At 60.8% G+C, this 13,102-nt stretch carries 10 protein-coding genes; all 10 read left to right on the forward strand.

Going from position 1 to position 13,102, the window contains the following annotated elements; translation table 11 throughout:
* Positions 1 to 173 precede the first annotated feature (173 nt).
* The gene (locus ACQ4W6_RS16260) at positions 174 to 932 is read left to right on the forward strand and encodes a FadR/GntR family transcriptional regulator (RefSeq protein ID WP_436568206.1); all 759 of its coding nucleotides are present in this window, start codon (positions 174 to 176) and stop codon (positions 930 to 932) included.
* Between the two features lie 163 nt (positions 933 to 1,095).
* On the forward strand, positions 1,096 to 2,517 hold the full coding sequence (uxaC, locus tag ACQ4W6_RS16265) for a glucuronate isomerase (protein ID WP_436568207.1): 1,422 nt from the start codon (positions 1,096 to 1,098) through the stop codon (positions 2,515 to 2,517).
* A 230-nt stretch (positions 2,518 to 2,747) separates the two neighbouring features.
* Positions 2,748 to 3,887 (forward strand): extracellular solute-binding protein, encoded by a 1,140-nt coding sequence (locus tag ACQ4W6_RS16270; protein WP_436568333.1) that lies wholly within the window; start codon positions 2,748 to 2,750, stop codon positions 3,885 to 3,887.
* Positions 3,888 to 3,919: 32 nt separating this feature from the next.
* A complete protein-coding gene (locus tag ACQ4W6_RS16275) occupies positions 3,920 to 5,020 on the forward strand; it encodes an ABC transporter ATP-binding protein (RefSeq protein WP_436568208.1) in 1,101 nt (366 codons plus the stop codon).
* On the forward strand, positions 5,017 to 5,895 hold the full coding sequence (locus ACQ4W6_RS16280) for an ABC transporter permease (RefSeq protein ID WP_436568209.1): 879 nt from the start codon (positions 5,017 to 5,019) through the stop codon (positions 5,893 to 5,895). The genes ACQ4W6_RS16275 and ACQ4W6_RS16280 overlap by 4 nt, the downstream gene beginning before the upstream one ends.
* Positions 5,896 to 6,008: 113 nt before the next feature.
* On the forward strand, positions 6,009 to 6,797 hold the full coding sequence (locus ACQ4W6_RS16285) for an ABC transporter permease (protein WP_436568334.1): 789 nt from the start codon (positions 6,009 to 6,011) through the stop codon (positions 6,795 to 6,797).
* Between the two features lie 9 nt (positions 6,798 to 6,806).
* Positions 6,807 to 8,303 carry a mannitol dehydrogenase family protein gene (locus tag ACQ4W6_RS16290; RefSeq protein ID WP_436568210.1) on the forward strand — a complete coding sequence of 499 codons (1,497 nt, stop codon included), beginning with the start codon at positions 6,807 to 6,809 and terminating at the stop codon, positions 8,301 to 8,303.
* 5 nt (positions 8,304 to 8,308) lie between these two features.
* Entirely contained in the window at positions 8,309 to 9,253 is a 945-nt protein-coding gene (locus tag ACQ4W6_RS16295; RefSeq protein WP_436568335.1) for a sugar kinase, read from the forward strand.
* A gap of 224 nt (positions 9,254 to 9,477) precedes the next feature.
* Positions 9,478 to 10,659 (forward strand): porin, encoded by a 1,182-nt coding sequence (locus ACQ4W6_RS16300; RefSeq protein ID WP_436568211.1) that lies wholly within the window; start codon positions 9,478 to 9,480, stop codon positions 10,657 to 10,659.
* 141 nt (positions 10,660 to 10,800) lie between these two features.
* Positions 10,801 to 12,993, forward strand: coding sequence for a glycoside hydrolase family 3 protein (locus ACQ4W6_RS16305; protein ID WP_436568212.1), 2,193 nt, complete (start codon positions 10,801 to 10,803; stop codon positions 12,991 to 12,993).
* The last annotated feature ends 109 nt before the right edge of the window (positions 12,994 to 13,102 follow it).

Consider the following 13,102-nt stretch of genomic DNA (forward strand, 5'->3'; position numbering starts at 1 on the left):
AATGGCCTGACCGGTTGAAAATTTAGCTGACAAAATTTGCGATGTGATGGCCGGTACGTTGAACGTGATCCGCTGGCGGTCACGATGTTGCAGTCGAAGAATGGGGAAATGCAATGGAAGGTGTCGCTGCATATAAAATGGCGTTCCATTCATTTCTAGTGAAGAGAGAAAAAATGAGTAAACCGACACCTGTCTCCGTTGACTTTGCCGTACCAGCTGATGCGCGCTTGTATCGCGTGGTTGCCGGGCAGATTCAGCAGATGATTCAAGATGAAAAGATTTTGCCCGGAACACGCCTGCCTTCCGAGCGCGACTTGTCGGCGCGGCTCGATGTGAGCCGCGCCTCCGTGCGCGAAGCGCTCATCGCCCTCGAGTTGACCGGCGTCATTGAAGTGCGTGGTGGGTCGGGCATTTATGTCAACGACCGAAATAGTGCGCCAGCCGACATCAATGGCGCGGGCTGCGGTCCTTTCGAAGTGCTGTCGGCCAGGCGTTTGATTGAAGGGGAGGTCGCGGCCATGGCTGCCAAGCTGGCAACTGACTCGGCCGTGGACGCCATCATGCAGACCGTTGCAGATATGGAGCGCCATGGCGAGGACCAGGTCAAGAGCGATGCGGCCGACCGTGCTTTTCACATGGCCATCGCCAAGGCCACCGGCAATAGCGCCCTGGTACTGGTGCTGACCAATCTGTGGGATGAGCGTGGTCACCTGTGGAGCAAGATGGAAGAGCACTTCCACACCGCAGAATTGCGCCAGCAGACGCTGGTCGACCATCGCCGTATCGTCGAGGCGATCGCGGCGCGCGACGCGGCTGGCGCGCGCCGCGCCATGCGTGCCCACCTCGAGCGGGTCATGCGGGAATTCTCGCGCGGCTGGGGTGTCAAGGGCGCCAGTCGCGCTGCGGGTAATGAGAGTGATTGGCAAGTGTAACGGGACAGCGCCTGGGCAGGATGGGAACTGATCTTCAATTGATTGCCTATCCCGGTAGGGATCCAGCGCAAAGCGCTTGAATTTGATCTGGCTGTATTGCGCATTGCATATAGAAATGTGTGTTTTTCAACGTAAATGTCACTACGATAGAGAACGGAACCCCATGCCACTGCTCCACCCAGACCGCCTGTTTCCTGCCGATCCCGCGACGCGCGCCATCACGCGGCAGCTGTATCACAGCGTCAAGGCGCTGCCGATCATCAGTCCGCACGGCCATACCGATCCGGCCTGGTTTGCAACGAACGCCGCGTTCAGCAACCCGTCAGCCTTGTTGATCCAGCCTGATCATTATGTATTTCGCATGCTGTTCAGCCAGGGTGTGCGGCTCGAAGACCTGGGAGTGCGCCGCCGCGACAATGGACATGTAGAGGCCGATCCGCGAAAAATCTGGCGCGTGCTGGCAAAAAATTGGCCGCTGTTCCGCGGTACGCCTTCGCGCCTGTGGCTCGATCATGTGTTTGAAGAAGTGTTCGGCATCGAGCGGGCGCTGACGCCATCCAATGCCGATGCCTTGTACGATCACATCGATGCCTGCCTGAAAAAGCCCGAATTCCGTCCGCGGGCGCTGTTTGAACGATTCAATATCGAGGTCATCGCAACCACTGAGTCGCCGCTAGATGCGCTCAGCCATCACCGGGCGCTGGCAGCCGATCCCTGGCAAAGCGTCAATGGCAAGCCACGCGTCATTACCGCTTACCGGCCGGATCCCGTCGTCGACCCGGCATTTGACGGGTTTGTGCGCAACGTCGCGGAACTGGGCGAAATAACGGGGGAAGATACCGGGACCTGGGCCGGATACCTGCGGGCCCACCGCAGCCGGCGCGCGTATTTCAAGAACCTGGGCGCCACCTCGACCGATCACGGTCATCCCAGCGCCCGTACTGCGGACCTCAGCCTGGCCGAATGCGAGGTTTTGTACGCGAAGGTGCTGGCGGGCAATGCCTGCACCCTGGACGCCGAGACATTCCGCGCCCAGATGCTGACCGAAATGGCCGGCATGAGCCTGGACGACGGGCTGGTGATGCAAATCCATCCGGGCGCATGGCGCAACCATAGCGCCGACATGCTGGCGTCCTTTGGCCGCGACAAGGGCTTCGATATTCCCACCCGTACCAGCTACGTCGATGCCTTGAAGCCCTTGCTCGACAAGCATGGCCTCAATCCCAAACTTTCCATCATCCTGTTCACACTCGATGAAACCAGTTACGCGCGAGAACTGGCGCCGCTGGCCGGCGTGTATCCATCGCTCAAGCTGGGCCCTGCCTGGTGGTTCCACGATGCGCCTGAAGGCATGCGCCGCTTCCGCGAACAGACCACCGAGACAGCCGGCTTTGCCAATACCGTCGGCTTCAATGACGACACCCGCGCCTTCCTGTCCATTCCGGCGCGGCATGACGTGGCGCGCCGTATCGATTGCGGTTTTCTGGCGCGGCTGGTGGCGGAACACCGTTTGCGCGAAGACGAGGCATTCGAACTGGCATACGACCTGAGCTATCGGCTCGCCAAGGCGGCGTATCGCCTGTAGCACTTGAATTTAAGTAAGCAGTCAGGCTGACGGCGTCGGCAGGAGAGCACACGTCGGGCTGACAGAAGGCGGCGTATTTTCTACAGAGGCAGGCTCTAAGTAAGCAGTAAGGCTGAAGGCGTCGTTGAGACGCTGGTTGCACCCATTCCTGGAACGTTCAATACACATAAAAACTGGAGACGAGAATGACAAAACATACTTCGAATGTAAACAAGCGCGCCATGGTGCGGATGATTGCCGGCAGCATCGCTGGGGCCTTCAGTGCCACGCTCAGTGTGCCGGCGCTGGCCCAGGCGCCCGTGACGATCAATGTAGTGGATGTGGCAGGCAGCCTGGCTTTGTTGCAGGAAGCGATCGAATCGTACAAGGTGAAAAATCCGAACGTCAAGTTCACCTTCACCAAGGCGCCGGCGCCGGAGTTGCCGAGCAAGCTCAAGGCGATGCAGGCGGCCAATCGCAGCGATATCGATCTGGTCCTGGGCGGCACCGACGTTCTTGCTGCAGGTATCGAGCAAAAGCTGTGGGTCAAGTTATTGCCCGACAATGCAGGCAAGTTCCCGAATCTGGCGGCTAATTACCTGCCGCAAGTGAACAAGATGCAGGAACTGGCGCAGGATCAGGCCTTGGCCGTTGCCTTCATGCCAGCCGGTCCCTTGCTTGAATACAATCCCGACAAGGTCAAACAGGCGCCGACGTCGCCGCAGGAATTGCTCGCCTATTGCAAGGCCAATCCCAACCGCCTGATCTACGCGCGCCCATCGAACTCCGGTCCTGGCCGCACCTTCCTGATGGGCCTGCCGTATTTGCTGGGCGACAAAGACCCGAAAGACCCGGTCAACGGCTGGGCCAAGACCTGGGCTTTCCTGAAAGAACTCAATACCTGCATCGAATACTATCCGGGCGGTACCGGCGCGGTGATGAAGGAGCTGGGCGAGGGCTCGCGCGACATGACGGTCACCGTCACGGGCTGGGATATCAATCCACGGGCGCTGGGCGTGGTGCCAAAAAATTTCAAGGTCGGCGCATTCAAGAACATGACCTGGATCAACGATACCCACTACATGATGATGCCCAAGGGTCTGACGGCGGAGAAGTCGAAAATCGTGCTCGACGTGATGAACTACTTGCTCAAGCCGGAGCAGCAGGCGATGACCTACGACAAGGGTTATTTCTACCCTGGCCCGGCGATCAAGAACGTTCCCCTGAGCATGGCGCCGAAGTCCAGCCAGGAGGTGATCAAGGAGTTTGGCCGTCCTGAATATGATGCATTGATCGCCAACAATCCCCACGCGCAGCCGCTTGATGCGCAGGATATGGTGAAAGCGTTCCAGCTCTGGGATCAACAGATCGGCAGCCAGAAGTCCAAGTGAGCATGTCACGTATTTAACCGGGAATTGTCAATATGAAACATGACTTCAAAACACTGCGCTTAGAGCGTGTCACGCGTAATTTCGGTGGCCCGCCGAGCGCTTCCGGTGCCGCGCCGTTGCCAGCGCTGGGCGGCCTGACGATGAATATCGCCCGTGGCGAATTCATCGCGCTGCTGGGACCGTCGGGCTGCGGAAAATCGACCGCGCTGAACTGCCTGTCCGGGCTGCTGGCCCTGTCGAGCGGTGCGATTTATCTCGATCAGTTGCGTATCGATACGCTGCCGCCCGAGCAGCGGGGCTTCGGCATGGTATTCCAGAACTATGCCTTGTTCCCGCACATGACGGTGGCCAAGAATGTGGGCTTTGGCTTGCTGATGCGCAACGTGTCGGCGAGCGAAATCGAGGTGCGTGTCAAGCGGGCGCTTGACCTGGTGCAACTGGGCATGCACGCCGGCAAGCTGCCTGGGCAGCTGTCGGGCGGCCAGCAGCAGCGCGTCGCCATTGCGCGCGCCATCGTCATCGAGCCGCCGCTGATCTTGATGGATGAGCCGCTGTCGAACCTCGATGCCAAGCTGCGCCTTGAAATGCGCTCTGAAATCCGCCGCATTCATGGCGAACTGGGACGCACGACCATTTACGTGACGCATGACCAGGATGAAGCCTTGTCGCTGGCCGACCGTATCGTCGTCATGAAAGATGGCCTGGTGCAGCAAGTGGGCACGCCGCAAGAGGTGTATGCCCAGCCGGCCAATCTGTCGGTGGCGCGCTTCATGGGCTATCGCAATGAGCTGCTGCTCGATGTGGCGCACAAGAGCAGCGGCAGCATTCACCTGACCGGCCCCGGCATCGAGCTGCACGGTGTGCCGCAACATGGCATCGGTGCACGCGCCGCCGTATCGATCCGGCCGGAAGAGTTTTCCATCTGCGCGCCCGGCCAGCAGGCGGCCAACAGCATCACCGCGCGTGTCGAGGCCGTCGAATATTATGGCCGCGAATCGCTGTTCATGCTGCGCACGCAAGACAGTACGCGCCTGTTCGTGCGCACGGAAGGGACCGCGCAGCCAGGCGACAATATGACGGTATCGGTGCCGCCTGAGCGCGTCCTCGCTTATCCATCCGAGCAGGTGGCATGATGCACAGCCGCGCACAAGCTGCCGGCTCGCGCTGGCTCGACCCGGTGATGTGGATGGTGGCGCCGGCCGTGCTCTTCATGCTGGCCGTCTTCGTGTATCCCTTCCTGCACGGCTTGCTGTTGTCGTTCGAGCCACTGGAAGGGGGCGCATGGTCGAATTACGTCAAGTTCTTCAGCACCGAGAACTTGATCCAGACGATCGGCACCACGCTCAAGCTGGCCTTGCCGGCGACGATCATCAATGTGGGCATCGCCTTGCCGATCGCGTATCGCTTGCGCCACAAGTCGCGTTACCAGAAGATCGCGACCACCATCCTGGTGATCCCGATCACGCTGGGCACGGTGCTGATCGCCGAAGGCATGCTGACATACTTTGGCCCGAAAGGCTGGTTCACGCAGGTGTTGCAACTGTTCCATCTGTTCGAAGGCGGCATACGCCTGACGCACAATTACTGGGGCGTGCTCATTTCGCTGATCATTTCCGGTTTTCCGTTCGCCTTCTTGCTGATCCTGTCGTATATCACGGGGATTGATCCCGGCCTGACGCGCGCCGCCGCCACGCTGGGAGCGAGTCCCTACAAACAGTTCCAGCACATCGTGCTGCCGCTGCTGATACCGGGACTGGCGATGGCGTTCTGTCTGTCATTCGTGCAGGCGTTCTCCGTCTTTCCGTCGGCCGTCTTGCTTGGCTCGCCGGCGGGACCAACACGCGTCATTTCGATCGCCGCCTATGAGGCTGCCTTTGAAAACTACGATTATCCGATGGCCTCGACGATCGCCATGATCATGGGCATGGTGCAACTGGCTGTTGTTGCCGGTGTCCTGGGTCTGCGCAGCATGGTCTATCGCGGTCCAGTCACAGGTGGAAAGGGTTAATGATGATGAAATCGATATCTCCGGATGCGCTGGTGCAGGTCGCTGGCGCAGTCGCGCCCAAGGCGCACATTAACTGGTGGAGCCGTCTTTGGAGCGGGCTGGTTGTTGGCTTCATGACGTTCTTTTTGCTCAATGTCGGCTTGATGATTGCCTCGGTGGCCACCAACTCGGTCGCCCGCCGCTGGTTTGGCACCTGGCTGCCAGACGGCTTTACCTTTGAATGGTACGCGGCAGCATGGACCGAATTCCAGCTCGGCGACGTCTTGCTCGTCACGGTGGAAGTGGTGCTGGCCGTGGTGCTGCTGTCCCTGCTCATCGGCGTGCCAGCGGCGTATGCCCTGGCGCGCCGGGACTTCCGCGGCAAGCGCCTGTTGACCATGCTGTTCCTGCTGCCGCTGATGGTGCCGCCGATTACCTATGGCATTCCGCTGGCCACGCTGATGTATCAATTGCACCTTGCCGGTACGCTGTTTGGCGTGGTGCTGGCCAACCTGCTGCCCGCGCTGCCGTTCGTGATCCTGGTCATGACGCCGTTCATCGAGCAGATCGACCCGAACCTGGAATCGGCGGCACGCGTTTTCGGTGCGCCGACCCGGAAGGTATTCCGCCATGTACTGGTGCCGTTGCTGGCGCCCGGCATACTCGCCGCATCGCTGCTGGTACTGGTGCGTACCATTGCCATGTTCGAGTTGACGTTCATGACGGCCGGACCGGATACCCAGACGCTGGTCGTGGCGCTGTACTACTCGGTGTTTGCCGCCGGCGTGCGCGCACCGCAATCGATCGATGCGATGGCGATGGTGTACATGGTCATCACGCTGATATGGCTGCTGATCGCCATGCGTTTCGTCAGCCCGACGCAACTCGTTTCCCGCGTGCGCGAGCACCCGCAGAGCGCATAGGGAGATGCCATGAGACTGTCAAATACGGTTCTGGCATCGCTAGGCGCGCCTCGGGCGAGCCAGGCCCCGATCTTGCCGCACTACGCACGCCATCTGCTCTCGCCCGGTATCGTGCATCTGGGGCTGGGGGCTTTCCATCGCGCCCATGCGGCGATGTACACCGATCACGCTATTGCCGCTGGCGACTTGCGCTGGGGCATCGTCGGCGTCTCGCTGCGCCAGGCCGATACCCGCGATGCGCTGGCGCCCCAGGATAACTTGTATACAGTGGTGGTGCGCGATGCCGAGGGCGAACGACTGCACGTCGTTGGCGCCTTGATCGCCTCGCTGGTGGCGCCGGAGAATCCCCAGGCGGTGCTGGCCGTCATGGCCGATCCGCGCTGCCACGTGGTCAGCCTGACGGTGACCGAGAAAGGTTATTGCCACGATCCGGCCACGCGCGCCTTGAACCTGGCGCATCCCGATATTGCGCATGACCTGGCGCAGCCGGATACGCCGCGCTCGGCCATCGGTTTCATCGTGCGGGCACTGGCGCTGCGCCTGCAGGCTGGCTTGCCGCCATTTACCGTGCTGTCGTGCGACAACCTGCCGTCGAACGGCTTGACGACGCGTGGCCTGGTACTGGCGTTCGCCACCGCCGTCGATCCGGCACTGGCGCATTGGATCGACGTGTATGGCGCATTTCCGAATGCGATGGTGGACCGCATCGTGCCCAAGACCACAGACGCCGACCGCGCCAGCGTCGCCCTTTGCCTTGGCGCCGAGGATGCGTGGCCGGTGATGACGGAACCGTTCAGCCAGTGGGTGATCGAGGACCGCTTCGCCGGGCCGCGGCCACGCTGGGAGGATGCCGGTGCGGCCATCGTCGCGGAGGTGGAACCGTACGAAAAGGCCAAGCTGCGCATGCTCAACGGCACCCATTCCAGCCTCGCCTACCTGGGGGCCTTGATGGCTTACGCGACAGTCGATGCCGCTATCGCCGATGCCAGGCTGGCTGAGTTCATTGCGGCCATGATGGCCGAGGAGATTGAGCCCACGCTGTCGCGTCCCGGCCTGGCAGCGTATCGCGCCACCTTGCTGGCGCGCTACCGCAATCCTGCGCTCAAGCATCAATTGCAGCAAATTGCGACAGATGGTTCGCAAAAGCTGCCGCAACGCCTGCTGGGGACGATCCGCGACCGCTTGCTGGCCGGCGCCCCATGCGAGCGCCTGTGTTTTGCCGTGGCCGCCTGGTGCCGCTATCTGGCAGGCAAGGACGAAGCCGGCCTGGCGTATGCGATTGCCGATCCCCTCGCCGGCGTGTTGCAGGTGGCCGTCACCAGCTCGCCGGATCCGATGGACCAGGTCGCCGCCTTGCTGGCGGTGCGTGAAGTGTTTGGTGATGACTTGCCTGCCGATCCGCGCTTTGTTGCCACGTTGACGCGGCATCTGCGCAATATCGGCCAGCATGGCGTCGCTGCGGCGATGGCTGCCGTGGCGACTTCCCAACAGGAAAGGATGCAATGATGGGGATGGATAAACGCTTCGACATCGTCGCCCTGGGCGAGCCAATGATCGAGTTCAATGAAACCAGCAGCGCGCTGTACCGCCAGGGATTTGGCGGCGACACTGCCAATTTCGCGGTGGCCGCAGCCAGGCAGGGCGCCAGCGTTGCCTACTGCACCCGGCTCGGCAATGATCGTTTCGGCCGCATGCTGCTCGACTTATGGCGCGCAGAAGGGATCGATGCCTCCGCCGTGGAGATCGATGCGGAGGCCCCTACCGGCGTCTATTTCGTCACCCACGGCGCCGAAGGCCATCAGTTCGACTATTTGCGCGCCGGATCGGCCGCCAGTCGCATGGGCGTGCAGGATGTGCCGCTGGCGGCACTGCGTGGCACGCGTTTCCTGCATGTGTCGGGCATCAGCCAGGCCATCAGCGTGACTGCCTGCGATGCGGTGCAGGCGGCGATTGCAGCGGCGCGCGCTGCCGGCGCATGCATCAGCTATGACCCGAATCTGCGCTTGCGCCTATGGCCGCTGGCAAGGGCGAGGGCGGTCATCGAAGCGACTATCGCGCAGATCGATGTTTTCCTGCCCAGCCTCGATGAAGCCATGATACTTGCCGGTACCGATAGCCGCGACGGCGTCTTTGCGTGGTGCGCCCGGCATGGCGCGAAGCAGGTCGTGCTCAAATGCGGTGCGCAAGGCGCCTGGATCTGGCAAGCCCATGATACTGCGCCGCGACATGTGCCGGGATTCGCTGTACAGGCTGTCGACGCCACCGGCGCCGGTGACTGTTTTGACGGCAGCCTCGTGGCCCGCCTTGCCGTCGGCGACAGTTTGCTCGACGCCGTGCGTTACGCCAATGTAGCGGCGGCAATCTCGGCAACCGGATATGGGGCCATTGCACCCATTCCGCATCTGGCCGAGGTTCTGATGGCACTGGCCAGGCAATTGACCGAGGCCGCTACCTAAGCGCCCCGCCTGGCAGAGCCAGCCAGTTATCGCGGAGATTTCCGCAATCCTATTCAGGTGCCGATTCAGCACCTTTGACGATGAGAGTGCGCATACCACCCTCAGAAGCACACTTGCGTCCGTACTACATCAAAAGTGTCTCGGACGCCGTAGCCAGCAGCGCCGTAGTTTCCAAGCAGCATCCTTCCAAGCAGCATTCGATAATCTATAAATAGGGACAAGAAATGAAAACGAAAAGCACTTTGATGATGGCCACCGTACTTACCCTGTCGGCAGGGGCGGTGTGTAACGCGTATGCCCAGAGCAGCGTGAGCATCTATGGCATTGTGGATGTGGCCGTCGTCTATTCCAGCAACCAGGGCGGCAAGTCGAACACCTATGAACGCAGCGGCAACCTGGCCGGCAGCCGGCTTGGTTTTAAAGGGACGGAAGATCTGGGCGGCGGCGTGAATGCCTTGTTCGTGCTGGAAAACGGTTTTAATGTCGACGATGGCAGCATGGGCGCGGCAAATACCTTGTTCAATCGTCAATCGTATGTCGGCCTCAGCAGCAGCAACTACGGCAGCCTGACGGCGGGACGTCAATATACGCCGTATTACCTGTTCGTCGGCCCGGTCGGCCCCACCAGCGCCTTGACCGGCGCGACGGGCGCCCACCCAGGCGATATCGACGGACTCGATACCACCATCCGCATCAACAATTCGCTCACCTATACCTCGCCGGTGATGAGTGGCGCGCAGGTAAGCGCGCAATATGGTTTTGGCGAGGTCGCCGGCTCGACTTCGACGGCCAATGCCTTCAGCGCCGCGCTGAAGTATGACGTGAATGACTTCCGCTTCGCCTTGGCCTACCTGAAATTGAAAAATGGCGCGAATGTCGCCGCTGGCTGGAGCCCGACCGCCGCGGGCAGTTTCCCCACTTCGGTCATCAACAAGGGCTATCTCTCGGCCGAATCGGTGCAGTACATTGCCGGCGGCGCGCGTTACAAGCTGGGCGCACTGGAGTTGGGCCTGAACGGATCGAATGTGAAATATGCGCCGAAACTCGGCTCCCTGTTTGCCAATACGGCGATCTTCAATACGGGCGGTGTGCTCGCCACCTATCAAGTGACACCGGCCGTGTTTGTCAGCGGCGGCTACAGCTACACGCGTGAAAAGGCGGCCAACGGCATCAGCGATACGGCCAAGTACCAGCAGCTGGCCCTGGAACAAACCTACTCCCTGTCCAAGCGCACCTCGCTGTACCTGCTGGAAGCATATCAGTATGCCAAAGGCAAAACGCTGGGTGCGGCCGGCATTGGCAACCAGGTCAATGCCGTTGCGGCGGTCGGCGATTCGCAAAACGGCTCACCGTCCAACGCCCGCAATCAAGCGGTGGTGATGGCCGGGATACGCCATTCGTTCTAAGCGTTGCCGTTACTGCCGAGCCTGGACGCGAGGCTTGCTTCCTGCCGTCCATGACGGCGCATCCAGGCTGGCATCGACACCTGTCCGTGACATCGCGGACGGGATGGAGTTGAGTTGTTAAAAAAATAATGGAGATAAAAAATGACGCAGATGTTTCGTACCAAAAAAAATACTGCCGCTGATGGCAATGCCCAGGACGTGACGACGAGAATGGCCATGCCGGGCACGGCCGGCGTACGCTTGGAGGCCAAACCGATTGCGCTCGGCGTGAGCGCACTCGTCGGCAGCCTGATGCTTGCCGCATGCGGTGGCGGCGGCTCCGGCGCTGGCCCGCAACCCCTGCTGGAGGCGCGCTCCAAAGGTATCTTGACGGTCGATGGCGCCACTTTCCGGGACTTGAACGGCAATGGCAAGCTGGATCCATACGAAGACTGGCGCGTGCCCGTCGCCTTGCGAGTCGAGGATTTGCTGGCGCAAATGACACTCGAAGAGAAAGCCGGGATGATGCTGATCGATACCTTGAATCCGGATGCCGGCGGTGTCGTCTCGCCGACGGCAACCGACTACGTCAAGGCACAGAAGATGACGCGTTTCATCTTCCGCAGCACCGTCATCGCCAATCCCGTCAATGCGGCAGGCGCAGGCGGCGGCTTCGGCGGCGCGCAAGTCTCGCCGACGGAAGCGGCGCAGTTCATGAATGCGATGCAGGCAATGGCCGAGGCCACGCGGCTGGGCATTCCGCTCGTGTTCAAGTCCAACGCGCGCAACCACTACGATCGCGCCGCGCGTGCCGGCATCAACGAACCATCCGGCTCGTTCTCCGAATGGCCGAAGGAACCGGGCCTGGCAGCGACGCGGGATATGGAGCTTATCAAGGACTTTGCGCAAACGGCCGGCGCCGAATTCAAGGCCATCGGCTTGCGCGGCTTGTATGGCTACATGGCCGATCTGTCGACCGAACCGCGTTGGTACCGTGTCCATGAAACGTTTTCGGAAGACGCCGACCTGAATGCCCAGATCGTGACCACGCTGGTGAAAAACCTGCAGGGCGGTCCGCTCAGCCCGAGCAGCAATGTAGCGATGACGATGAAGCATTTCCCCGGCGGCGGCCCGCAGGAAGGGGGCGGCGATCCGCATTACGCCTTCGGCAAGAATCAAGTTTACCCGGCAGGAAGGTTCGGCGACCACATCAAGCCGTTCAAGGCGGCGATCGACGCAGGCGTGGCGGCCATCATGCCGTATTACGGCGTGCCGATCAAGCTGACGTACGAAGGCGTCACGTACGATCAGATCGGCATGTCCTTCTCCAAGCAAATCGTGACCGATCTGCTGCGCGGCAAGCTCGGCTTCACCGGCTATGTCAATTCCGACACCGGCATCATCAATGACCGTGCCTGGGGCCTCGAAGACAAGACGGTACCCGAACGCATGGCCATTGCCATTACGGCGGGTACCGACGTGATGTCGGGATACCATACGAACGCGACTATTACCGATCTGGTGAAGGCCGGGAAAATCGCCGAAACGCGCATCAATGAATCGGTGCGCCGATTGTTGATCGAGCAGTTCAAGCTTGGCCTGTTTGAAAATCCTTACGTCGACGCCAGCAAAGCGGCCGGCATTGTCGGCAACGACGCCTTCCGCGCCAAGGCCGAGCTTGCTCAGCGCAAATCGATTGTTTTGCTGCAGAACCAGAACAATACCCTGCCGCTGGCGGCGCCATCGGCGACGAAAGCCGTCAAGCTCTACACGATGGGCATGAACGCCAGCGTGGTGGGCGACAAGCAGTACGGCTACACTGTCGTCACGGGGGACTACGACGCGAGCAAGGGGCAAACCCGGCCGGCCGTGCCGGCCGATACCGATTACGCCGTCATTCGTGTGGAAGTGACGAATGTGCTGCCCAAGGACTATGTGCCCAAAGAAGGGGAATTCAATCTGCAGTTCGGCGGCGCCTTGCCTGAGGAGCTCAACAGCCTGTCGTTCACCACGATGGCTGCTGCGCGGTCGTGGAAAATTTCACCTTCGCTCAAGGATATTCAGGCCGTCATGAACACGGTGGGGGCGAAGAAAACGATTCTGAACGTGTATTTCCGTCAACCGTTCGTCCTCGACGAGGCCAGTGGACTCAAACAGGCTGGCGGCATTCTGGCAGGATTCGGCGTGAGCGATGCGGCGTTGATGGATGTGCTGACAGGCAAGTTCAAACCCCAGGGCAAGTTGCCATTCGCACTGGCAAACAATCTGGACGCTGTCATCAACAATGATTCCGACGCGCCAGGCTATGCCGCGAAAGACACACTGTATCCGTTTGGCCACGGCTTGAGTTATTGAGCGATGCATTGAGTAGCAAGCACACTGGCGCAAGCCGGTGTGCCAAACGCGGCAGGCATGCCGGGCGGGGCGCTGACACGGGTCCCGCTGATCATCTCTGTTCAAGCGC

The sequence above is a fragment of the Janthinobacterium woesei genome, from assembly GCF_051380875.1.
Taxonomy (GTDB): domain Bacteria; phylum Pseudomonadota; class Gammaproteobacteria; order Burkholderiales; family Burkholderiaceae_D; genus Janthinobacterium.